This window comes from Parabacteroides sp. HGS0025 (genome assembly GCF_000969845.1).
Classification (GTDB): domain Bacteria; phylum Bacteroidota; class Bacteroidia; order Bacteroidales; family Tannerellaceae; genus Parabacteroides; species Parabacteroides gordonii.
On the sequence record NZ_KQ033905.1, the window covers coordinates 51,490 to 71,432 of the forward strand.

Consider the following 19,943-nt stretch of genomic DNA (forward strand, 5'->3'; position numbering starts at 1 on the left):
GCCTGCCAGCATTAGGGAAAGTTTCATGCCTTTTTTGTGTCTGTCTCAAAAAGGGAATTAGTATGTTTAAGCTACCGATTTACTGGTATTTATAAGTGATAGGAGTGGTATAGGCTACCCGTACTACTTTGCCTTTTACCTTACCGGGCGTCCACTTGGGCATGTTTTTAACCACTCGTACTGCCTCTGCATCCAATAATGGAGTCAGGCTTTTTACTACTTTGATATCTGATAGACTACCGTCTTTATTGATAATGAAGGAAAGCGATAGACTGCCTTCCTCTTTGTTCTTTATGGATTCGGCCGGGTATTTGACATTTCTGGCCATGTATTTTAAAAGTTCAGTTTCCCCTCCGGGAAATTCTGGCATCACATCTACCACCTCATATACTTTGTCATCGTCCGGTGGTAGCGGAGTGGCAACTTCGACAGGAACCGCTTCCGGTGCAGGTGCAATCATTGCCTTTTCTGCGGGTACAGGAACTGTCGTTTGCCGGCTGACGATCCGTGCCATCGCGTCGATGTTGTTGAGCAGCAATAAGCCGGCTGCCAGCGGTAGCAGAGTCAGGTACTTTACTTTTCCAACCCTGCCGGTTCTTTTCTTGTTTAACATAGTAATTCTCTTTTTTAATGGTAAGACACTGAAATTGTTATATAGTTTTGCTATAGCCATTTCGGGGTGTTCCAGTCCGATCAGGTGGTACTGGTATTCTTTTTTGTTATATCCGGCAAGCATCACCTGCTCGTCTGCCAGGTATTCATGATTGCTGCTGATCTCTTTTTTTAATAACCAGGCAAACGGATTGATCCAACACAGGATACATACGATCTCGCCGAGTACTATGTCTATCGAATGAAGTTGGCGGACATGTGTCTTTTCGTGAACCAGTATTTCTTCCAAAGCCGGCGGAGTGTGTGACTCCGGTGATGCGAATATCCAACCAAAGAAAGAGTAAGGTTCCTCTTGAGAGGGTAATACGTAGATAGTAGTCCCGTTTATCAGTTGTTTGGGGCTTCTGAGCCGGAGTCGGATAACAGTGAATAATTCTATTATGCAACGGAGGAATAATAATGTTATCCCTGCCAAGTAGATCAGTAACATATAACTCTCTGCAATTGTCAGCCAATCCGCTTCGGTAGAAAGTGGAGTATCATCGACCGCTACAACCGTTTTCAAGGGGAGGATCGTTGAATAGTAATTCACTATTTCCGTTACACTTTCACGGGTGGATAGCCAGATACTGATATCCAGTAACGGATAAAGGAATGCGATCAGGTAAACGGAAAGCAGGACAGCCCTGCGTAGCCGGAAAAACGTGTCGTTCCGGAATAACAGGCGGTAGCAGATATAAAGGATTGCCAACGCCAGGTTTACCTTCAGGAAATAGGGCAGTATCGATGTTTCCATATTGATTCGTATTTACCTATTCTTCATTTTCTATTTGATTCATAAGATCCTGCAAATCGCTTTTCGTCAGTTTGCGGTTGCGGACAAAGAAGGATACCATCTCTTTATAAGAGCCGGTGAAATAATTCTCTACGACGTTCGACATGAACGTCCGCTTGTAGTCTGCCTCTTTAACTTTGGCAGAGAATCGTGTGATAGTACCGAACTTTTTCGGTGTGACATATTTTTTCTTTTCCAGATTACGAATTACGGATGCCACGCTGGTATAAGGCGGACGGGGTTCCGGCATTTCGTTCAGGATATCCCGGATAAAGCAGGGACCTAGTCTCCAGATATAGAGCATAACGTCTTCTTCTTGTGCTGTCAGTCTTTCCATGTCTCTTCAATTATTTGAATTTTAGTCTACTATCTTTTCGCAAATCTACTTAAATTAAGTAGATGGTAATTCTTTTTGTTGATAAATATTGTTAACAGGAGAATAGAAAGGAAAGCGGATAGGATGGAAATGTTGTATATTTGAGGCAGTTAGATTTAAATCATTGGTATATGAAAAAGCCGGCATCCGTTATCATCCTCTTTTTAGGGAGCATATTCTTGTTTGTGTCATGTAATCAGTCACGTATCGACCGGAAGGCTTTGGTGGACAGGCACCGTATTGTAAGCGCCAAAACAGATCCCCGCAGTCCGGCTCAGGTGGGAAATGGTGAGTTTGCTTTCGGGGTAGATATTACGGGGCTACAAACCTTTGTTCCCTTCAATACGATGGCTCAATGGAGCTGGCATAGTTTCCCGTTGCCGGAAAGACAGCAGGTAGAGGATTTTAAAAAGCCGCTCATGGATACATACGGCAGGCAGATTCCTTACGATATACCTAACCCGGAACAGCCGGAGTTATCGGCGTGGCTGGCAGCCAATCCCCATCGCTTCAACCTGGGACGTATCGGATTTAAGTTGCTTCGTGCGGATGGCTCGGCAGCAACTGCCGGTGATTTGTCGGATACCCGTCAGGAAGTGGATATGTGGACCGGCATCATTCATAGTAGTTTTAAGTTGGACGGAGTTCCTGTTTCTGTAAAAACGGCCTGTCATCCTATATTGGATGCGGTGGGTGTTACGGTGGAAAGTCCGTTGCTCGCCAAGGGACAGGTATCTGTCTTTCTTGATTTTCCGTATGCCGAGAGCGGAGAGATGAAAGAATATGTAGGGACGTACGATAAGCCGGATTTGCACCAATCTGTCGTTAAGAACCGGAAGAACGGAGCAGCCCTGATTGTACGGGATATGGATAAAACGCATTATTATACTTCATTGCGGTGGAATACCCGGGCCAGTTTCGTAGAGGGCGGTGACGGAGATCCGCATCATTTTGAACTGAATCCCGAAAATACGGATGAACTGTCTTTTACCTGTCTTTTCTCGCGGGAAGAGGCGGCAGATGTTCCGACAGCTTCCCGTATATTTAACGATAGTTCAAGGGAATGGCGGTCTTTCTGGCAATCGGGGGCGGCTATCGATTTGTCGGGCAGTAAAGACCCGCGCTGGAAAGAACTGGAACGCCGCATCGTCCTTTCACAATATCTGATGAAAGTAAACGAAGCCGGATCGCTTCCCCCGCAGGAAAGCGGGTTGGTGAATAATGGTTGGTATGGCCGTTTTCATTTCGAAATGATCTGGTGGCATGGCGTGCATTATGCTTTATGGAACCGCTGGCCGTTATTGGAAAAGAGCCTGCCCGTTTACCGTAACTTTCTTCCTACCTCGCAGAAACGTGCCGAGCAACAAGGATATAAAGGTGCCCGCTGGCCAAAGTGTACCGCCGACTTCGACCGTGAATGGCCTCATATCATCCATGCTACCCTGATCTGGCAGCAACCCCATCCGATCTATTTTGCCGATCTCGACTACCGCCTGCATCCTACCCGCGAAACCTTGGAGAAATGGGAACCGGTTGTCTCTGCTACTGCCGATTTTATGGCCGACTATGCGCAGTATGACGAAGCACAGGATCGCTATGTATTAGGGCCACCCGTCTTTATTGTTTCCGAAAATACACAACCTGAAACAACACTGAATCCTGCCTTTGAGCTGGGCTATTGGCGTTATGGTCTGCGTATGGCTTGCGAATGGCATAAACGTCTGTCGCTTCCGGTGCCGGAAGCATGGGAAAAGGTGTTGGCCAAACTGTCTCCGCTACCGGTTGAAGAAGATGTCTATATCACTTATGAAGGTATTCCGGATATGTGGACAAACTTTGCTTTCGAACATCCTGCTTTAATAGGCACTTTCGGTATGTTACCGGGGGATGGTGTCGATCAGGCCACGCTTGCGTGTACACTGGCGAAGATCGATGCAACCTGGAATTACGACCGTACCTGGGGATGGGATTTCCCGATGTTGGCTATGGCTGCCGCCCGGTGCGGTCAACCCGATAAAGCGGTGGACTTCCTGCTCCATCCGGCAGGCGGGTTCCAGTTTGATGAACATGGGTTGGCAACAGGCGGCCCTTTCCCTTATTTCCCGTCTAACGGTGCTTTGCTAACTGCCGTCGCTATGATGGCCGGCGGTTGGGACGGATCGTCGGGCGACGTTCCCGGGTTTCCGCAGGATGGAAGCTGGGAGGTGAAAGCGGAAGGTTTTCTGCCGATGCCCTAGTCTTTAGTGCATATCTTATGTTTCAGGTTTCAGCTACCCTTCGGTCTTGTAAAACAATGTGCGTGACTGAAGGATAGCCAATGCGTTCATTTCCGGTAGTCAAGTGGAAAAGCTTTTTGTTTAGAAAGAAATCATCGTTCAGTGGTATTGTCAGAAAATCAGCTGGTTATGCGGGCTGAAGGATGAACGATGATTTACCTAATTATAGTATGTACGCGTACTTTTGTAAAAAGAGAAAGCAGACACAAGACAAGCCCCGTTGGTTTCAAGCCGGCGGGGCTTCGTGTTAAATAATAATAAATAGTATGAATTTGCATGTTGCATAGCAGAAACAAACGGGAACTATTGCGTAACTTTGCACCGTTTTTAGCGCGAATTATGCAGAAAATGCTTATAACTCGTTGGTTATACGGAAATAATGCGTATCTTTGCAGCCTGAAATAGAAAAGATATAAATATAATTATAACACATTCAAAGTTTAAAAAAGAAAAGAAATGCCTACAATTCAGCAATTAGTTAGAAAAGGAAGGGAAACTTTGGTGGTAAAAGGTAAATCACCTGCACTGGATTCATGTCCTCAGAGACGTGGCGTTTGTGTACGTGTTTACACTACAACCCCGAAAAAGCCTAACTCTGCAATGCGTAAAGTAGCGAGAGTTCGTTTGACAAATGGTAAAGAAGTAAACTCTTACATTCCGGGAGAAGGACACAACCTGCAGGAGCACTCTATCGTATTGGTACGTGGTGGTCGTGTTAAGGATCTTCCTGGTGTACGTTATCACATTGTACGTGGAACCTTGGATACTGCTGGCGTAAACGGACGTACTCAGAGACGTTCTAAATACGGAGCTAAACGTCCGAAACCAGGACAGGCAGCTGCTGCAGCTAAAGGAAAGAAGAAGTAATTAGTTACATCCCTTCAAACTGAGAATTTAAATTAAGTATTAAAGCTGGTTTGAGTATTTGGATAGGCTACAAGGTTGAGTAAATGGTTCAGCGGAACCGTTGAAGACAAAGTTTAAAAAGGCAACCAAAGACAAAAACGAAATTTTTGAAAACAAAATGAGAAAAGCAAAACCAAAGAAAAGACAGATCCTTCCGGATCCTGTTTTCGGTGATGTTAAGGTTACGAGATTCGTTAACCATTTAATGTATGATGGCAAGAAAAATACTGCCTTCGAAATTTTCTATTCCGCTCTGGAAAACGTTAAGGCTAAATTGCCTAACGAAGAAAAGTCTGCTCTCGAAATTTGGAAAGCTGCACTCGACAATATTACCCCTCAAGTCGAAGTGAAGTCACGCCGTGTAGGTGGTGCTACTTTCCAGGTACCTACTGAAATTCGCCCCGATCGTAAAGAATCAATTTCTATGAAGAACCTTATTATCTTCTCACGTAAGAGAGGTGGTAAGACTATGTCTGACAAGCTGTCTGCAGAGATTGTAGATGCTTTCAACAACCAGGGTGGCGCATTCAAAAGAAAAGAAGATATGCACCGTATGGCTGAAGCTAACCGTGCATTCGCTCACTTCAGATTTTAATTTAGCAAATTTAGGAGAATAAAAAAAGATGGCAACAAAAGCTGACGAACAATTAAAATATACCAGAAACATCGGTATCATGGCGCACATCGATGCAGGAAAGACTACGACTTCAGAGCGTATCCTTTTCTACACAGGTCTGACTCACAAGATTGGTGAGGTTCACGACGGTGCTGCAACTATGGACTGGATGGAGCAGGAGCAGGAACGTGGTATCACTATCACTTCTGCCGCTACTACTACTTTCTGGAATTACGCTAATGATAAATATAAAATCAACTTGATTGACACCCCGGGACACGTGGACTTTACTGTTGAAGTAGAACGTTCACTGCGTATCTTGGATGGTGCCGTTGCTGCATTCTGTGCTGTTGGTGGTGTAGAACCCCAGTCAGAAACAGTTTGGCGTCAGGCTGACAAATATAATGTACCCAGAATTGGTTATGTAAACAAAATGGACCGTTCCGGCGCAAACTTCTTTGAAGTAGTTCGTCAGGTGAAGGCTGTATTAGGCGCAAACCCTTGTCCTATTCAGATCCCTATCGGTGCAGAAGAAACTTTCAAAGGTGTAGTAGACCTGGTAACAATGAAAGCTATTCTTTGGCATGACGAAACAATGGGTGCTGAATATTCAATTGAAGAAATACCCGCAGACCTGAAAGCTGAAGCTGAAGAGTGGAGAGACAAGATGCTTGAATCTCTGGCTGAATGCGATGACGCTTTGATGGAAAAATACTTTGACGATCCTTCTACTATCACTGAAGAAGAAATCAGAGCTGCTATCCGTAAAGGTACTATCGCTATGCAGATCAATCCGATGATCTGTGGTTCTTCTTTCAAGAATAAAGGTGTTCAGACTTTGTTGAATGCAGTTTGTGCATATCTGCCGAGTCCTGCCGATACAGAAGCTATCGAAGGTACAGATCCTAACGACTCTGATAAAGTAATCGTTCGCAAACCGTTGTTCGAAGAACCGTTGACTGCACTGGCATTTAAGATCGCAACCGACCCGTATGTAGGCCGTCTGTGCTTCTTCCGTGTATATTCAGGTTCTCTGCCTGCTGGTTCTTATGTTTATAACACTCGTTCAGGCAAGAAAGAACGTATCTCTCGTCTGTTCCAGATGCACTCAAACAAACAGAACCCGATGGAAGCTATCGGTTGTGGTGATATCGGTGCAGGTGTTGGTTTCAAGGATATCCGTACTGGTGATACTCTTTGCGACGAAGCACATCCGATTACACTGGAATCTATGGAATTCCCGGATCCCGTTATCGGTATCGCAGTAGAGCCTAAAACTCAGAAAGACCTGGATAAACTGGGTATGGGATTGGCTAAGCTGGCTGAAGAAGATCCTACATTCCGTGTACAGACTAACGAAGAAACAGGTCAGACTGTAATTAGCGGTATGGGTGAGCTTCACCTGGATATTATCGTTGACCGTCTGCGTCGCGAATTCAAGGTTGAATGTAACCAGGGTAAACCTCAGGTAACTTACAAGGAAGCTATTACCAAATCTGTTGAACTTCGTGAAGTTTACAAGAAACAGTCTGGTGGTCGTGGTAAGTTCGCTGATATCATCGTTCGCGTTGAACCGGCTGATGCTGATTTCGAAGGTACACTGCAGTTTATCGACGAAGTAAAGGGTGGTAACATTCCTAAGGAATTTATCCCTTCAGTACAGAAAGGTTTCGAAAAGGCTATGAAGAACGGTATCCTTGCCGGTTATCCGTTGGATAAACTGAAAGTAACATTGATCGATGGTTCATTCCACCCGGTTGACTCTGACCAGTTGTCTTTCGAAATCGCAGGTATCCAGGCATTCAAGAGTGCATCAGAAAAGGCAGGTCCTGCTTTGATGGAGCCGATCATGCAGATGGAAGTTGTTACTCCGGAAGAAAGCATGGGTGATGTAATTGGTGACTTGAACAAACGTCGCGGACAGGTAGAAGGTATGGAATCAAGCCGTACAGGTGCACGTGTTGTAAAAGCTAAAGTTCCTTTGGCTGAAACATTTGGTTATGTAACAGCACTTCGTACTATTACTTCAGGTCGTGCAACGTCTTCAATGCAGTTCTCTCACTATGCTCAGGTATCTTCTTCTATTGCTAAGCAGGTACTGACAGAAGTACAGGGTCGTGCTGATTTGATCAAATAATTTAGAAACATATATAACAATATGAGCCAAAAGATCAGAATTAAATTAAAGTCTTACGATTATTCTCTGGTAGACAAGTCTGCCGAGAAGATCGTGAAGACGGTAAAGGCTACAGGTGCTGTTGTTAGTGGTCCTATACCTCTGCCTACACACAAACGTATCTTTACTGTGAACCGCTCGACTTTCGTTAACAAGAAGTCTCGCGAGCAGTTCGAACTGTCATCTTACAAAAGATTGATAGACATTTACAGCTCAACTGCAAAAACAGTTGACGCATTGATGAAGCTGGAATTGCCCAGCGGTGTTGAAGTAGAAATTAAAGTGTGAGTTATTTAAAAATTAAGTGAAATGCCAGGATTATTAGGAAAAAAAATCGGAATGACATCCGTTTTCAGTGCCGAGGGAAAAAATCTTCCATGCACTGTTATCGAAGTGGGTCCTTGTGTTGTTACACAAATCAAGACTATCGAGAAAGATGGCTATGAAGCAGTGCAGATTGGTTTCGAAGACAAAAAAGAGAAACACACTACACAGCCGGAAATGGGCCATTTCAAGAAAGCCGGTGTAACTCCCAAGAGATACTTGGCCGAGTTCAAGAATTTTGAAACTGCATACAATCTGGGTGATGTTATCACTGTAGATTATCTGGAAAATGCAGGTTTCGTTGATGTAGTTGGTACATCAAAAGGTAAAGGTTTCCAGGGTGTAGTAAAACGTCATGGTTTCGGTGGTGTAGGTCAGACTACTCACGGTCAGCATAACCGTTTGCGTGCTCCCGGTGGTATCGGTGCTTGTTCTTACCCTGCAAAGGTATTTAAGGGCATGCGTATGGCTGGACAGATGGGTAATGAACGTGTAACTGTTCAGAACCTCGAAGTGATCAAGGTGATGCCGGAACACAATCTTTTATTGGTTAAAGGATCTGTTCCAGGAGCAAAAGGTTCAATCGTATTAATTGAAAAGTAATGGAACTGAGCGTATTTAATATTAAAGGTGAAGATACCGGAAGAAAGGTAACTTTGAGCGATGCTATCTTCGGCATTGAACCCAATGATCATGCTATTTACTTGGATGTAAAGCAGTATTTAGCTAACCAGCGTCAGGGTACTCACAAATCGAAAGAAAGAAGTGAGATCTCTGGTAGTACTCGTAAACTGATCCGCCAGAAAGGTGGAGGTGGTGCACGTCGTGGTGATATCAACTCTCCTGTATTGGTTGGTGGTGCTCGTGTATTCGGCCCGAAACCGAGAGATTATGAGTTCAAGCTGAACAAGAAGGTAAAAGGTCTGGCTCGTAAGTCTGCATTGACTTATAAAGCAACTAATAATGCAATTGTAGTTGTAGAAGATTTCGCTATGGAAGCTCCGAAAACTAAAGAATTAATAACAATTGCTAAAAACCTGAAAGTGGCTGATAAAAAGTTACTTATGGTTTTGCCGGAGAAGAATAATTTTGTATATTTGTCGGCTCGTAATTTAGGAAAGACAAATGTTATAACAGCTTATGAATTAAACACATACAAAGTTCTTGATGCAGCAAATTTAATGCTGACTGAAAGTTCTGTTGCTGTTATAGAAAAACTTTTTAACGCATAAGGAGTAAAGAAATGGGAATTATTATTAAACCTATAGTAACAGAGAAGCAAACAGCGATTACTGAAAAAATGGCTAATCGCTATGGTTTTCGTGTTTCTCCTGATGCCAACAAGTTGGAGATCAAAAAAGCTGTACAGGATATGTATAACGTAACCGTAGTTGATGTTAACACCATCAACTACTCTGGCAAGCAGAAAAGCCGTTATACAAAATCAGGTATTATCAATGGTAAACAGGCAGCTTTTAAGAAAGCAATCGTAACGTTGAAAGAAGGAGAAACAATTGATTTCTTTAGTAATATCTAAAAAAAGAAATGGGAATACGTAAATTAAAGCCCACAACACCGGGGCAGAGACACAAAGTTATTGGTGCATTTGATAAAATCACTGCAAGTACACCAGAGAAGTCTCTTGTGGTAGGTAAGAGCAGTACTGGTGGTCGTAACAACACAGGTAAGATGACAATGCGTTATCTTGGTGGCGGTCACAAACAAAAGTACAGAATTATCGACTTCAAGAGAAATAAAGATGGCATTCCTGCAACAGTAAAGTCTATCGAGTACGATCCAAACCGTACTTCTCGTATCGCTTTATTGTATTATGCTGACGGAGCAAAGAGCTATATCATCGCTCCGAACGGATTGGAAGTTGGCCAGACAGTGGTTTCAGGTAGCGATGCCGCTCCTGAGGTAGGTAATACTTTGCCTATGGCAAATATTCCCGTTGGTACAATTATTCACAATATTGAGCTTCGTCCTGGACAGGGTGCCAAAATGGTACGTTCTGCAGGTGCATTCGCTCAGTTGACTTCTAAAGAAGGCGCTTATGCAATTATTAAGATGCCTTCTGGCGAAACCAGAAAGATTCTTGCTGCATGTAAGGCTACAATTGGTAGTGTAGGTAACTCAGACCATGGTCTTGAAAAATCAGGTAAAGCCGGTCGCTCTAGATGGTTAGGTCGTCGTCCTCACAACCGTGGTGTTGTAATGAACCCGGTTGATCACCCAATGGGTGGTGGTGAAGGTCGTGCTTCCGGAGGTCATCCAAGATCTCGTACAGGCTTGTATGCTAAGGGCTTGAAGACAAGAGCTCCGAAGAAGCATTCTTCAAAGTATATTATTGAAAGAAGAAAGAAATAATCTGATTAATTAAGTAAACTATGAGTCGTTCACTAAAAAAAGGCCCGTATATTAACATTAAGCTGGAAAAGAAAGTCTTGGCTATGAATGAGTCAGGAAAGAAAGCCGTAGTTAAGACATGGGCAAGAGCTTCAATGATTTCGCCTGACTTTGTAGGCCATACTATTGCAGTTCACAATGGAAATAAATTTATTCCTGTTTTTGTAACCGAAAATATGGTAGGTCACAAGTTGGGAGAATTTTCACCAACTCGTACGTTCCGTGGTCACGCCGGTAACAAGAAAAAATAATTATCGGTAGTAACAGGAATTCAGGAATCTGAAAATAAAAAGAATCAATAAAAATGGGTGCTAGAAAAAGAATATCAGCTGAAGCAAGAAAAGAAGCCCAAAAGACCATGTACTTCGCAAAGTTGCGTAACGTACCTACTTCTCCGCGTAAGATGCGTCTCGTTGTAGACATGATCCGTGGAATGGAAGTATTCCGTGCGCTTGGTGTTTTGAAGTTTTCTAACAAGGAAGCTGCAGCAAGAGTAGAAAAATTGCTTCGTTCAGCAATTGCCAATTGGGAGCAGAAAAATGAACGTAAAGCAGAAACTGGTGAGTTGTTTGTTTCTTCAATCAGCGTAGATTGCGCTACTACATTGAAGAGAATGCGTCCGGCTCCCCAGGGTAGAGGATACAGAATTCGTAAACGTTCGAACCATGTAACCTTGTTTGTTGATACACTTAGTAAAAACGATAGTCAAAATTAATTGTAGATGGGACAAAAAGTTAATCCGGTTAGTAATCGTTTAGGAATTATCCGTGGATGGGATTCCAATTGGTATGGCGGCAAAAATTACGGAGATACTTTGCTGGAAGATAGCAAAATCCGTAAATATCTGAATGCTCGTCTTGCTAAAGCTAGTGTATCTCGTATCGTTATTGAACGTACGCTTAAGTTGATCACAATCACAGTTTGCACATCACGTCCGGGCATTATCATCGGTAAAGGTGGTCAGGAAGTTGATAAGTTGAAAGAAGAGTTGAAAAAGATTACCGACAAAGAAGTTCAGATCAACATCTTTGAGGTAAAAAGACCCGAATTAGACGCAGTTATTGTAGCAAACAATATTGCTCGTCAGCTTGAAGGAAAAATTGCTTACCGTCGTGCTATCAAGATGGCTATCGCCTCTACCATGAGAATGGGTGCAGAAGGTATTAAAGTGCAAGTATCTGGTCGTTTGAACGGCGCTGAAATGGCTCGTTCTGAAATGTACAAAGAAGGAAGAACTCCGTTACACACACTGAGAGCAGATATCGATTACGCTTTGGCTGAAGCGTTGACGAAAGTTGGTTTGCTGGGTGTTAAGGTTTGGATCTGCCGTGGTGAAGTTTATGGTAAGAGAGATCTTGCTCCTTCATTCACTGCATCAAAAGATTCAGGTCGCAGAAATGACAATGCCGGCGGCAACAACAGAGGAGATAAAAACTTCAAGAGAAAGAAAGCTAATCGTTAAACGTTAGAATTAAGAAGAGATGTTACAACCAAAGAAAACCAAGTTCAGAAGACAGCAGAAAGGTCGCATGAAGGGCGAAGCTCAACGTGGCAACCAGCTGGCGTTCGGTTCGTTTGGTATAAAAGCGTTAGAGAATAAATGGATTACCGGTCGCCAGATTGAAGCTGCCCGTATCGCGGTAACTCGTTATATGCAACGTCAAGGTCAGGTTTGGGTTCGGATTTTCCCGGATAAACCTATTACAAAGAAACCGGCCGAAGTACGTATGGGTAAAGGTAAAGGTAATCCCGAAGGATTTGTTGCGCCTGTTACTCCAGGTCGTCTTATTTTCGAAATCGAAGGCGTTCCCTTTGATGTTGCAAAAGAAGCATTGCGCTTAGCGGCACAGAAGCTTCCTGTAACAACGAAATTTGTTGTGAGACGTGATTATGATATGGCTAATCAAAATGCGTAATTGTTATGAAGATTGCAGAAATTAGAGAATTAAGCACAAAAGAATTGCTTGAAAGAGTAGATGCTGAGGTTGCTGCCTACGATCAGAAGGTAATTAACCACACTATCTCTCCGACAGACAACCCTGCTCAGATTAAACAACAACGCAGGATGATTGCGCGCATGAGAACAGAATTGCGCCAGAGAGAACTTAACAACAAATAATTGAGCCTGATGGAAACTAGAAATTTAAGAAAAGAAAGAACGGGCGTGGTTACTAGCAACAAGATGGAAAAAAGCATCACTGTTGCTATTAAATGGAAGGAAAAACACCCCATTTATGGTAAGTTCGTTAATAAGACGAAGAAATATCATGCTCACGACGAAAAGAACGAGTGCAACATCGGTGACACCGTGAAAATTATGGAAACTCGTCCTTTGAGCAAAACAAAGAGATGGAGATTAGTTCAAATAATCGAAAGAGCTAAGTAACATGATACAACAAGAATCAAGACTAGTAGTAGCAGATAACAGTGGCGCAAAAGAAGCATTATGTATCCGCGTTTTGGGCGGAACAAGAAAACGCTATGCCACTGTTGGGGATGTAATTGTAGTTGCAATTAAAAGTGTAATCCCGTCAAGTGATGTGAAGAAGGGTGCTGTTTCTAAAGCTATCATTGTTCGCACTAAAAAAGAAATCCGTCGCCCGGATGGTTCATACATCCGTTTCGATGATAACGCTTGCGTATTGTTGAATGCCGGTGGTGATATTCGTGGAAGCCGTATCTTCGGTCCGGTTGCCAGAGAACTTCGTGCAACAAATATGAAGATTGTTTCACTTGCACCTGAAGTACTTTAATTCGTAAAATTTAAGGTAATGAGTAAATTACATATCAAAAAAGGCGATATAGTTTTTGTTAATACCGGCGAAGACAAGGGTAAAACAGGTCGTGTTTTACAGGTGCTCGTAAGCGAGAACCGTGCTATTGTTGAAGGTGTTAATATGGTATCAAAGCATACCAAGCCTAATGCAAAGAATCCGCAAGGAGGAATTGAAAAGAAAGAAGCTCCTATCCATCTTTCTAACCTGAACGTTGTTGATCCTAAATCAGGAAAACCGACACGTATCGGCCGTAAAGAAAATGCAGAAGGTGCTTTAGTTCGTTATTCTAAAAAATCAGGGGAGGAAATTAAGTAATGAGCAATACTGCCAGTCTTAAAAAAGAATATCAGGACAGAATTGTTCCTGCTTTGACTAAAGAGTTCGGTTATAAATCAGTAATGCAGGTTCCCGTACTGAAGAAGATTGTTATCAATCAGGGTTTAGGTATGGCTGCTGCTGACAAGAAGATCATCGATATCGCAATCAGCGAATTGTCAACAATCACTGGTCAGAAGGCCGTTGCGACAGTTTCTAAAAAGGATATCTCTAACTTCAAATTACGTAAGAAAATGCCTATCGGTGTAATGGTAACATTGCGTCGTGAGCAAATGTACGAATTCCTGGAAAGATTAGTTCGTGTAGCTCTTCCTCGTATTCGTGACTTCAAAGGTATTGAAAGTAAGCTGGATGGAAGAGGTAATTATACGATGGGTATTCAGGAACAGATCATTTTCCCTGAAATAAATATCGATAATATTACCAAAATATTGGGAATGAATATTACCTTTGTGACCTCTGCGAAAACAGATGAGGAAGGGTATGCTCTATTGAGAGAATTTGGGTTGCCTTTTAAAAATGCAAAAAAAGACTAAGTAGTTATGGCTAAGGAATCAATGAAGGCCCGCGAGGTTAAAAGAGCAAAGCTTGTTGAAAAATATGCTGCTAAGAGAGCACAACTTAAAGCAGAAGGCAACTATGACGCTTTGCAGTCTTTACCTAAAAATGCTTCTCCTGTACGTTTGCACAATCGTTGCAAAATTACAGGTCGTCCGAAAGGGTATGTACGCCAGTTCGGCATTTCACGTATTCAGTTCCGTGAAATGGCATCCAATGGTTTAATACCGGGTGTAAAGAAAGCAAGTTGGTAAGTTTTTTTATTTAAATATTGTCCGGGTGGCCGGATCAATTTAATTCATTTATATATGACAGATCCTATTGCAGATTATTTGACAAGATTGCGTAACGCAATTAAAGCGAAGCACAGAGTTGTAGAAGTGCCGGCGTCAAATTTAAAGAAAGAGATCACTAAGATCCTTTTCGAAAAGGGCTACATTCTTAACTTTAAGTTTGTAGAAGAAGGTCCTCAGGGTACAATCAAGATTGCCCTGAAGTATGACTTGGTAAACAAAGTGAATGCAATCAAGAAACTTCAGAGAGTTTCTACTCCAGGTTTGCGTAAATACACTGGTTACAAAGAAATGCCGAGAGTATTGAATGGTTTAGGTATTGCCGTTCTTTCTACTTCTAAGGGTGTGATGACAGACAAAGAAGCCCGCGATTTAAAGATCGGTGGTGAAGTATTATGTTATGTTTATTAATTAGGAGGAAAGAAGAATGTCAAGAATAGGAAAATTACCAATTCATGTACCAGCCGGTGTAACGGTTACGATTAAGGATAGCGTGGTGACTGTAAAAGGTCCTAAAGGCGAGATGACTCAGGCCGTAAATCCTGACATAAATGTAACTTTGGAAGACGGAGTTATTCATTTAACAAGACCGACAGACGAAAAGAACCATCGTGCATTACATGGTTTGTACCGTTCTTTGATCAACAATATGGTGATCGGTGTATCTGAAGGATACAAAAAAGAACTGGAATTAGTCGGTGTTGGTTATCGTGTGTCTAACACAGGCCAGCTGTTGGATCTTTCTTTAGGTTATACTCACAACATTTACTTGCAGTTGCCTAAAGAAGTGAAAGTTGAAACGAAGACTGAGAGAAATAAGAATCCTCTTATTATCCTTGAATCAGCTGATAAGCAATTAATAGGTCAGATTTGTGCAAAGATTCGTTCATTCAGAATGCCGGAACCCTATAAAGGTAAAGGTATTAAGTTCGTGGGTGAAGAAATTCGCAGAAAGTCTGGTAAATCAGCAGGTAAGTAATCTACGTAAACTGAAATTATCATGACAACGAAGGAAGAAAGAAGATTAAAAATAAAACGAGGTATACGTGGCAAAGTTTCAGGAACTCCTGAATGCCCGCGCCTTACTGTGTTTAGAAGCAACAAGCAGATCTATGCACAGGTTATAGATGATACTACAGGTAAAACTTTGGCTGCTGCTTCATCTTTGAAATTAGATGTTAAGGCTCCCAAGAAAGAAATCGCTGCCAAGGTTGGTGAACTGATCGCTAAAGGTGCTCAGGAAGCTGGTGTTCAGGCTGTTGTTTTCGACCGTAATGGTTACCTGTATCACGGAAGAATTAAAGAATTAGCAGATGCTGCACGTAACGGCGGCCTTAAATTTTAATGAAGATGGCAGGAGTTAATAATAGAGTTAAATCGACCAACGACTTAGAGTTGAAGGACAGATTAGTTGCAATCAACCGCGTAACTAAAGTAACAAAAGGTGGACGTACTTTTAGTTTTGCTGCTATTGTAGTAGTAGGAAACGAAGATGGTATCATCGGTTGGGGCTTAGGTAAAGCAGGTGAAGTAACGACAGCTATCGCTAAAGGTGTAGAAGCTGCTAAAAAGAATTTGATCAAGGTTCCTGTTCACAAAGGTACTATTCCTCACGAACAGCTTGCAAAATTCGGTGGTGCACAAGTTTTGATCAAGCCTGCATCTCACGGTACCGGTGTTAAAGCTGGTGGTGCTATGCGTGCAGTATTGGAAAGTGTTGGTATTACTGACGTTTTGGCAAAGTCTAAAGGATCTTCAAACCCTCACAACTTAGTAAAAGCTACTATTGCTGCTTTGGGTGAATTAAGAAATCCGTTCACTGTTGCTCAGAACAGAGGTATTTCTGTTGAAAAAGTGTTTAGAGGTTAATTAGGGAGGAAAAATTATGGCGACTATTAAAATTAAACAAGTTAAGAGTAGAATTAAATGCCCGAAAGACCAGAAAAGAACACTTGATGCACTGGGTCTGACAAAGTTGAACCGCGTAGTAGAACATGAAGCTACTCCGGCTATCCTGGGTATGGTTGAGAAAGTGAAACATTTGGTTTCGGTAGAGAATTAATAATTGGTTGAAAAAATAAATTATACGATATGAATTTATCAAATTTAAAACCTGCTGAAGGTTCTACTAAGACCAGAAAAAGAATCGGCCGTGGTCCGGGTTCAGGATTAGGTGGAACTTCAACAAGAGGTCATAAAGGAGCAAAGTCAAGATCTGGTTATTCAAAAAAGATCGGATTTGAAGGTGGTCAGATGCCTATTCAGAGACGTTTGCCTAAATTTGGTTTCAAGAATATTAACCGTGTAGAATATAAAGCTATCAATCTCGCAACATTACAGTTAATGGCTGAAGCTCAGAACTTAACTAAGATTGGTGTAAACGAATTGATCGAAGCTGGTTTTATTTCTACATCTCAAATGGTTAAAATTCTTGGTAATGGTAGCCTGACTGTTAAGTTAGAAGTTGAAGCTCACGCTTTCTCTAAGAGTGCAGAAGCAGCTATCCAAGCCGCAGGTGGAACTGTTGTTAAACTCTAAGTCATGAGAGCAGTTGAAACAATAAAAAATATCTGGAAGATTGAGGATCTGAGAAATCGGATCCTCACCACTCTTTTATTGGTGGCTATATATCGCTTCGGAACGTATGTAGTACTTCCTGGTATTGATCCTCAAGCGTTAACCGCTTTACAGGCGCAGACAAGAGGCGGATTGCTTGCACTGTTGGATATGTTTTCAGGTGGTGCATTTTCCAATGCTTCTATTTTTGCATTGGGTATTATGCCTTATATCTCCGCTTCAATTGTTATGCAGTTGTTAGCCATTGCAGTTCCTTCTTTCCAGAAATTACAGAGAGAAGGTGAGAGTGGTCGTAGAAAGATCAACCAATGGACTCGCTACCTGACAGTAGCTATCCTGTTATTCCAGGGACCGACATACCTTGTGAACTTAAGTGTTCAGTTGAAGGCAGCCGGTGCAGCTTTACCTCCGGGTATCTGGTTTACAGTTTCTTCTACTATTATTCTGGCTGCAGGAAGTATGTTTATCTTATGGCTAGGTGAAAGAATTACAGATAAAGGTGTTGGAAATGGTATTTCATTTATCATTTTGATTGGTATCATAGCCCGTCTGCCGCATTCATTGTTCCAGGAATTTATTTCAAGAACAAGTGAAAAAACTGGTGGTCTGGTTATGTTCTTGTTTGAAATGCTGTTCCTTTTACTTGTTATTGCCGGTGCTATTTTATTGGTTCAGGGAACTCGTAAAGTACCCGTACAGTATGCAAAAAGAATTATAGGTAACAAACAGTATGGCGGTGCAAGACAGTATATCCCTCTGAAGGTGAATGCTGCCAACGTAATGCCTATCATCTTTGCTCAGGCAATCATGTTTATACCTATTTCTATTGTAGGATTCTCTAGCACAGGTGATCAGAGTGGTTTTTGGGCTGCATTTATGGATAATACCGGTTTCTGGTATAACTTCGTTTTTGCGGTATTGATTATCCTCTTTACTTATTTCTATACAGCTATCACGATCAATCCGACGCAGATGGCTGATGATTTGAAGAGAAACAATGGATTTATTCCGGGTGTTAAGCCAGGAAAAAGTACCAAAGACTATCTGGATACAATCATGGACCGTATTACTCTTCCGGGTGCATTCTTCCTGGCATTAGTAGCTATTATGCCTGCTTTTGCAAGAATCGCTGGTGTGAGTATGGAGTTCTCTCAGTTCTTTGGAGGAACATCTTTGTTGATTTTGGTTGGTGTAGTGTTAGATACATTGCAGCAAGTTGAAAGTCATTTGTTGATGCGTCATTATGACGGTTTGTTGAAGTCAGGAAGAATTAAAGGACGTTCAGGCTCTGTAGCCGCTTATTAATAGAATGATCTATTTAAAGACAGATGAAGAAATCGAGTTGATGCGTGCTGCCAATCAATTGGTTGGTAAGACACTGGGAGAGTTGGCAAAGCACATCGCTCCCGGAGTAACAACTCTTCAACTCGATAAGATTGCTGAAGAATTCATTAGAGATAATGGAGCAGTTCCTGCCTTTTTGGGGTATGGTGGTTTTCCTAATTCAATATGTGCTTCTGTAAATGAACATGTAGTACATGGTATTCCTTCCTCGAATACAATTCTTCAGGAAGGTGATGTCATATCAGTTGACTGCGGAACGATATTGAACGGTTTTGTCGGAGATTCTGCTTATACATTTTGTGTAGGTGAAGTCGCACCGGAAGTAAAGAAATTGTTGAAGACAACAAAAGAATCTCTTTACCTAGGTATAGAGCAAGCTGTGGAAGGAAAACGCATAGGGGATATCAGTCATGCTGTACAAAAGTATTGTGAGTCGAACGGTTATTCTGTAGTCAGAGAGCTGGTAGGACACGGTATCGGTCGTAAAATGCATGAAGAACCGGAAGTCCCGAATTATGGCAGATATGGTTGCGGACCTTTATTGCGTAGTGGAATGTGCATCTGCATTGAACCTATGATCAATATGGGAAGCAAAAATGTAGTTTTTGAAAAAGATGGTTGGACCGTACGGACCAAAGATAGAAAATGCTCTGCTCACTTTGAACACTGTATCGCTATCAGACCTGATGGACCACAAATCTTGTCTTCATTTAAGTTTTTAGAAGAAGTCCTAGGAAGTAACGCAATTTAATTTGATTTATATGGCTAAACAAGCAGCTATTGAACAAGATGGAGTAATTATTGAAGCATTGTCAAACGCAATGTTTCGTGTAGAATTAGAGAACGGGCATGAGCTTACTGCTCACATTTCAGGAAAGATGCGTATGCATTACATTAAAATCCTTCCTGGTGATAAGGTAAGAGTTGAAATGTCTCCGTATGATTTATCGAAAGGTAGAATTGCTTTTAGATATAAATAAAAATAACTAGATATGAAAGTAAGAGCATCTTTAAAGAAGCGTACCCCGGAATGTAAAATTGTAAGAAGAAAGGGACGCTTATACGTAATTAACAAGAAAAATCCTAAGTATAAACAACGTCAGGGATAATTTATTATTTTTGCAAAATAATTATTAGTAAGTAATATGGCTATAAGAATAGTTGGTGTAGACTTGCCACAAAATAAAAGAGGAGAAATCGCTTTGACTTATATCTACGGTATCGGTCGGAGTGCTTCAAAATCTATTTTAGAGAAAGCAGGCGTTGATCGTGATATCAAAGTAAAAGACTGGACTGATGACCAGGCTGCAAAAGTACGTGAAGTCATTGGCGCTGAGTACAAGGTAGAAGGTGATCTTCGTTCAGAAGTTCAGCTTAACATTAAACGTCTGATGGATATCGGATGTTACAGAGGTGTTCGTCACCGTATTGGCTTGCCATTGAGAGGCCAGAGCACAAAAAACAATGCTCGTACTCGTAAGGGTAAGAAGAAAACTGTTGCAAATAAGAAAAAAGCTACTAAATAATA

General features: G+C 41.9%; 32 protein-coding genes. 30 read left to right on the forward strand and 2 right to left on the reverse strand.

The window, feature by feature from the left end; all coding sequences use genetic code 11:
- Positions 1-79 precede the first annotated feature (79 nt).
- Both HMPREF1212_RS24225 and HMPREF1212_RS24230 read right to left on the reverse strand, forming a co-directional pair.
- Positions 80-1,408, reverse strand: coding sequence for a M56 family metallopeptidase (locus HMPREF1212_RS24225; protein WP_046151490.1), 1,329 nt, complete (start codon positions 1,406-1,408; stop codon positions 80-82).
- A gap of 16 nt (positions 1,409-1,424) precedes the next feature.
- Entirely contained in the window at positions 1,425-1,784 is a 360-nt protein-coding gene (locus tag HMPREF1212_RS24230) for a BlaI/MecI/CopY family transcriptional regulator (protein WP_028730648.1), read from the reverse strand.
- Between the two features lie 170 nt (positions 1,785-1,954).
- On the opposite strand from HMPREF1212_RS24230, the gene HMPREF1212_RS24235 reads away from it, so the two are divergent.
- The 30 genes from HMPREF1212_RS24235 to rpsM all read left to right on the forward strand — a co-directional run bounded on the left by HMPREF1212_RS24235 (position 1,955) and on the right by rpsM (position 19,941).
- Complete coding sequence (locus HMPREF1212_RS24235) at positions 1,955-4,060, forward strand: hypothetical protein (protein ID WP_046151491.1); 2,106 nt, start codon at positions 1,955-1,957, stop codon at positions 4,058-4,060.
- Positions 4,061-4,555: 495 nt separating this feature from the next.
- Positions 4,556-4,966: a 30S ribosomal protein S12 gene (gene rpsL / locus HMPREF1212_RS24240; protein ID WP_028730650.1), complete on the forward strand. Its 411-nt coding sequence runs from the start codon at positions 4,556-4,558 to the stop codon at positions 4,964-4,966.
- A gap of 157 nt (positions 4,967-5,123) precedes the next feature.
- Positions 5,124-5,600, forward strand: a complete 477-nt coding sequence (rpsG, locus tag HMPREF1212_RS24245; RefSeq protein WP_028730651.1) for a 30S ribosomal protein S7 — start codon at positions 5,124-5,126, stop codon at positions 5,598-5,600.
- A 28-nt stretch (positions 5,601-5,628) separates the two neighbouring features.
- Positions 5,629-7,758 (forward strand): elongation factor G, encoded by a 2,130-nt coding sequence (gene fusA, locus HMPREF1212_RS24250; RefSeq protein ID WP_028730652.1) that lies wholly within the window; start codon positions 5,629-5,631, stop codon positions 7,756-7,758.
- A gap of 21 nt (positions 7,759-7,779) precedes the next feature.
- Complete coding sequence (gene rpsJ, locus HMPREF1212_RS24255) at positions 7,780-8,085, forward strand: 30S ribosomal protein S10 (RefSeq protein ID WP_005634728.1); 306 nt, start codon at positions 7,780-7,782, stop codon at positions 8,083-8,085.
- Positions 8,086-8,106: 21 nt separating this feature from the next.
- Positions 8,107-8,724, forward strand: coding sequence for a 50S ribosomal protein L3 (gene rplC, locus HMPREF1212_RS24260; protein ID WP_028730653.1), 618 nt, complete (start codon positions 8,107-8,109; stop codon positions 8,722-8,724).
- Positions 8,724-9,353 carry a 50S ribosomal protein L4 gene (rplD, locus tag HMPREF1212_RS24265; protein WP_028730654.1) on the forward strand — a complete coding sequence of 210 codons (630 nt, stop codon included), beginning with the start codon at positions 8,724-8,726 and terminating at the stop codon, positions 9,351-9,353. The genes rplC and rplD overlap by 1 nt, the downstream gene beginning before the upstream one ends.
- Positions 9,354-9,364: 11 nt before the next feature.
- Positions 9,365-9,658, forward strand: coding sequence for a 50S ribosomal protein L23 (gene rplW / locus HMPREF1212_RS24270; RefSeq protein WP_009859544.1), 294 nt, complete (start codon positions 9,365-9,367; stop codon positions 9,656-9,658).
- 8 nt (positions 9,659-9,666) lie between these two features.
- A complete protein-coding gene (gene rplB / locus HMPREF1212_RS24275) occupies positions 9,667-10,491 on the forward strand; it encodes a 50S ribosomal protein L2 (protein WP_009859543.1) in 825 nt (274 codons plus the stop codon).
- A gap of 20 nt (positions 10,492-10,511) precedes the next feature.
- Positions 10,512-10,781, forward strand: coding sequence for a 30S ribosomal protein S19 (gene rpsS, locus HMPREF1212_RS24280; protein ID WP_028730655.1), 270 nt, complete (start codon positions 10,512-10,514; stop codon positions 10,779-10,781).
- Between the two features lie 53 nt (positions 10,782-10,834).
- Positions 10,835-11,245: a 50S ribosomal protein L22 gene (rplV, locus tag HMPREF1212_RS24285; protein ID WP_009859542.1), complete on the forward strand. Its 411-nt coding sequence runs from the start codon at positions 10,835-10,837 to the stop codon at positions 11,243-11,245.
- 6 nt (positions 11,246-11,251) lie between these two features.
- Positions 11,252-11,992, forward strand: a complete 741-nt coding sequence (gene rpsC, locus HMPREF1212_RS24290) for a 30S ribosomal protein S3 (RefSeq protein ID WP_028730656.1) — start codon at positions 11,252-11,254, stop codon at positions 11,990-11,992.
- Between the two features lie 19 nt (positions 11,993-12,011).
- Entirely contained in the window at positions 12,012-12,446 is a 435-nt protein-coding gene (gene rplP, locus HMPREF1212_RS24295) for a 50S ribosomal protein L16 (RefSeq protein WP_028730657.1), read from the forward strand.
- Positions 12,447-12,451: 5 nt separating this feature from the next.
- Positions 12,452-12,649 (forward strand): 50S ribosomal protein L29, encoded by a 198-nt coding sequence (rpmC, locus tag HMPREF1212_RS24300; RefSeq protein WP_009859540.1) that lies wholly within the window; start codon positions 12,452-12,454, stop codon positions 12,647-12,649.
- Between the two features lie 9 nt (positions 12,650-12,658).
- Complete coding sequence (rpsQ, locus tag HMPREF1212_RS24305; RefSeq protein WP_028730658.1) at positions 12,659-12,916, forward strand: 30S ribosomal protein S17; 258 nt, start codon at positions 12,659-12,661, stop codon at positions 12,914-12,916.
- Between the two features lies 1 nt (position 12,917).
- Positions 12,918-13,283, forward strand: a complete 366-nt coding sequence (gene rplN, locus HMPREF1212_RS24310) for a 50S ribosomal protein L14 (protein ID WP_005634749.1) — start codon at positions 12,918-12,920, stop codon at positions 13,281-13,283.
- A gap of 18 nt (positions 13,284-13,301) precedes the next feature.
- Positions 13,302-13,622: a 50S ribosomal protein L24 gene (rplX, locus tag HMPREF1212_RS24315; RefSeq protein WP_028730659.1), complete on the forward strand. Its 321-nt coding sequence runs from the start codon at positions 13,302-13,304 to the stop codon at positions 13,620-13,622.
- Positions 13,622-14,179: a 50S ribosomal protein L5 gene (gene rplE / locus HMPREF1212_RS24320; protein WP_028730660.1), complete on the forward strand. Its 558-nt coding sequence runs from the start codon at positions 13,622-13,624 to the stop codon at positions 14,177-14,179. The genes rplX and rplE overlap by 1 nt, the downstream gene beginning before the upstream one ends.
- Before the next feature lie 6 nt (positions 14,180-14,185).
- Positions 14,186-14,455, forward strand: coding sequence for a 30S ribosomal protein S14 (gene rpsN / locus HMPREF1212_RS24325; protein ID WP_028730661.1), 270 nt, complete (start codon positions 14,186-14,188; stop codon positions 14,453-14,455).
- Positions 14,456-14,509: 54 nt separating this feature from the next.
- Positions 14,510-14,905, forward strand: a complete 396-nt coding sequence (gene rpsH, locus HMPREF1212_RS24330) for a 30S ribosomal protein S8 (RefSeq protein WP_028730662.1) — start codon at positions 14,510-14,512, stop codon at positions 14,903-14,905.
- A 16-nt stretch (positions 14,906-14,921) separates the two neighbouring features.
- A complete protein-coding gene (rplF, locus tag HMPREF1212_RS24335; protein ID WP_028730663.1) occupies positions 14,922-15,473 on the forward strand; it encodes a 50S ribosomal protein L6 in 552 nt (183 codons plus the stop codon).
- 21 nt (positions 15,474-15,494) lie between these two features.
- The gene (gene rplR, locus HMPREF1212_RS24340; protein WP_028730664.1) at positions 15,495-15,839 is read left to right on the forward strand and encodes a 50S ribosomal protein L18; all 345 of its coding nucleotides are present in this window, start codon (positions 15,495-15,497) and stop codon (positions 15,837-15,839) included.
- A gap of 5 nt (positions 15,840-15,844) precedes the next feature.
- Positions 15,845-16,363, forward strand: a complete 519-nt coding sequence (rpsE, locus tag HMPREF1212_RS24345) for a 30S ribosomal protein S5 (protein ID WP_028730665.1) — start codon at positions 15,845-15,847, stop codon at positions 16,361-16,363.
- A 16-nt stretch (positions 16,364-16,379) separates the two neighbouring features.
- Complete coding sequence (gene rpmD, locus HMPREF1212_RS24350; protein ID WP_028730666.1) at positions 16,380-16,556, forward strand: 50S ribosomal protein L30; 177 nt, start codon at positions 16,380-16,382, stop codon at positions 16,554-16,556.
- A gap of 29 nt (positions 16,557-16,585) precedes the next feature.
- Positions 16,586-17,032, forward strand: coding sequence for a 50S ribosomal protein L15 (rplO, locus tag HMPREF1212_RS24355; RefSeq protein ID WP_028730667.1), 447 nt, complete (start codon positions 16,586-16,588; stop codon positions 17,030-17,032).
- 3 nt (positions 17,033-17,035) lie between these two features.
- A complete protein-coding gene (gene secY, locus HMPREF1212_RS24360; RefSeq protein WP_028730668.1) occupies positions 17,036-18,376 on the forward strand; it encodes a preprotein translocase subunit SecY in 1,341 nt (446 codons plus the stop codon).
- Between the two features lie 4 nt (positions 18,377-18,380).
- Entirely contained in the window at positions 18,381-19,166 is a 786-nt protein-coding gene (map, locus tag HMPREF1212_RS24365; protein WP_028730669.1) for a type I methionyl aminopeptidase, read from the forward strand.
- Between the two features lie 10 nt (positions 19,167-19,176).
- On the forward strand, positions 19,177-19,395 hold the full coding sequence (gene infA, locus HMPREF1212_RS24370) for a translation initiation factor IF-1 (RefSeq protein WP_028730670.1): 219 nt from the start codon (positions 19,177-19,179) through the stop codon (positions 19,393-19,395).
- Between the two features lie 12 nt (positions 19,396-19,407).
- Positions 19,408-19,524 carry a type B 50S ribosomal protein L36 gene (gene ykgO, locus HMPREF1212_RS26815; RefSeq protein WP_005645768.1) on the forward strand — a complete coding sequence of 39 codons (117 nt, stop codon included), beginning with the start codon at positions 19,408-19,410 and terminating at the stop codon, positions 19,522-19,524.
- Positions 19,525-19,560: 36 nt separating this feature from the next.
- Positions 19,561-19,941 carry a 30S ribosomal protein S13 gene (rpsM, locus tag HMPREF1212_RS24375; protein ID WP_009859527.1) on the forward strand — a complete coding sequence of 127 codons (381 nt, stop codon included), beginning with the start codon at positions 19,561-19,563 and terminating at the stop codon, positions 19,939-19,941.
- Positions 19,942-19,943 lie beyond the last annotated feature (2 nt).

Excerpts from the sequence above, each read along its gene's own strand:
- HMPREF1212_RS24225 (WP_046151490.1), bottom strand. The coding sequence starts at position 1,408 with ATGGAAACATCGATACTGCCCTATTTCCTGAAGGTAAACCTGGCGTTG.
- rplX (WP_028730659.1), top strand. The coding sequence starts at position 13,302 with ATGAGTAAATTACATATCAAAAAAGGCGATATAGTTTTTGTTAATACC.
- rpsE (WP_028730665.1), top strand. The coding sequence starts at position 15,845 with ATGGCAGGAGTTAATAATAGAGTTAAATCGACCAACGACTTAGAGTTG.
- rplF (WP_028730663.1), top strand. The coding sequence starts at position 14,922 with ATGTCAAGAATAGGAAAATTACCAATTCATGTACCAGCCGGTGTAACG.
- rplB (WP_009859543.1), top strand. The coding sequence starts at position 9,667 with ATGGGAATACGTAAATTAAAGCCCACAACACCGGGGCAGAGACACAAA.
- map (WP_028730669.1), top strand. The coding sequence starts at position 18,381 with ATGATCTATTTAAAGACAGATGAAGAAATCGAGTTGATGCGTGCTGCC.
- HMPREF1212_RS24235 (WP_046151491.1), top strand. The coding sequence starts at position 1,955 with ATGAAAAAGCCGGCATCCGTTATCATCCTCTTTTTAGGGAGCATATTC.
- rpsN (WP_028730661.1), top strand. The coding sequence starts at position 14,186 with ATGGCTAAGGAATCAATGAAGGCCCGCGAGGTTAAAAGAGCAAAGCTT.
- rplV (WP_009859542.1), top strand. The coding sequence starts at position 10,835 with ATGGGTGCTAGAAAAAGAATATCAGCTGAAGCAAGAAAAGAAGCCCAA.
- rpsQ (WP_028730658.1), top strand. The coding sequence starts at position 12,659 with ATGGAAACTAGAAATTTAAGAAAAGAAAGAACGGGCGTGGTTACTAGC.
- rpsS (WP_028730655.1), top strand. The coding sequence starts at position 10,512 with ATGAGTCGTTCACTAAAAAAAGGCCCGTATATTAACATTAAGCTGGAA.
- rplN (WP_005634749.1), top strand. The coding sequence starts at position 12,918 with ATGATACAACAAGAATCAAGACTAGTAGTAGCAGATAACAGTGGCGCA.
- rplP (WP_028730657.1), top strand. The coding sequence starts at position 12,012 with ATGTTACAACCAAAGAAAACCAAGTTCAGAAGACAGCAGAAAGGTCGC.
- ykgO (WP_005645768.1), top strand. The coding sequence starts at position 19,408 with ATGAAAGTAAGAGCATCTTTAAAGAAGCGTACCCCGGAATGTAAAATT.
- infA (WP_028730670.1), top strand. The coding sequence starts at position 19,177 with ATGGCTAAACAAGCAGCTATTGAACAAGATGGAGTAATTATTGAAGCA.
- rpmD (WP_028730666.1), top strand. The coding sequence starts at position 16,380 with ATGGCGACTATTAAAATTAAACAAGTTAAGAGTAGAATTAAATGCCCG.
- rplC (WP_028730653.1), top strand. The coding sequence starts at position 8,107 with ATGCCAGGATTATTAGGAAAAAAAATCGGAATGACATCCGTTTTCAGT.
- rplD (WP_028730654.1), top strand. The coding sequence starts at position 8,724 with ATGGAACTGAGCGTATTTAATATTAAAGGTGAAGATACCGGAAGAAAG.
- rplW (WP_009859544.1), top strand. The coding sequence starts at position 9,365 with ATGGGAATTATTATTAAACCTATAGTAACAGAGAAGCAAACAGCGATT.
- rpsC (WP_028730656.1), top strand. The coding sequence starts at position 11,252 with ATGGGACAAAAAGTTAATCCGGTTAGTAATCGTTTAGGAATTATCCGT.
- rplR (WP_028730664.1), top strand. The coding sequence starts at position 15,495 with ATGACAACGAAGGAAGAAAGAAGATTAAAAATAAAACGAGGTATACGT.
- rpsG (WP_028730651.1), top strand. The coding sequence starts at position 5,124 with ATGAGAAAAGCAAAACCAAAGAAAAGACAGATCCTTCCGGATCCTGTT.
- rplO (WP_028730667.1), top strand. The coding sequence starts at position 16,586 with ATGAATTTATCAAATTTAAAACCTGCTGAAGGTTCTACTAAGACCAGA.
- secY (WP_028730668.1), top strand. The coding sequence starts at position 17,036 with ATGAGAGCAGTTGAAACAATAAAAAATATCTGGAAGATTGAGGATCTG.
- fusA (WP_028730652.1), top strand. The coding sequence starts at position 5,629 with ATGGCAACAAAAGCTGACGAACAATTAAAATATACCAGAAACATCGGT.
- rplE (WP_028730660.1), top strand. The coding sequence starts at position 13,622 with ATGAGCAATACTGCCAGTCTTAAAAAAGAATATCAGGACAGAATTGTT.
- rpsM (WP_009859527.1), top strand. The coding sequence starts at position 19,561 with ATGGCTATAAGAATAGTTGGTGTAGACTTGCCACAAAATAAAAGAGGA.
- rpmC (WP_009859540.1), top strand. The coding sequence starts at position 12,452 with ATGAAGATTGCAGAAATTAGAGAATTAAGCACAAAAGAATTGCTTGAA.
- rpsH (WP_028730662.1), top strand. The coding sequence starts at position 14,510 with ATGACAGATCCTATTGCAGATTATTTGACAAGATTGCGTAACGCAATT.
- rpsJ (WP_005634728.1), top strand. The coding sequence starts at position 7,780 with ATGAGCCAAAAGATCAGAATTAAATTAAAGTCTTACGATTATTCTCTG.
- rpsL (WP_028730650.1), top strand. The coding sequence starts at position 4,556 with ATGCCTACAATTCAGCAATTAGTTAGAAAAGGAAGGGAAACTTTGGTG.
- HMPREF1212_RS24230 (WP_028730648.1), bottom strand. The coding sequence starts at position 1,784 with ATGGAAAGACTGACAGCACAAGAAGAAGACGTTATGCTCTATATCTGG.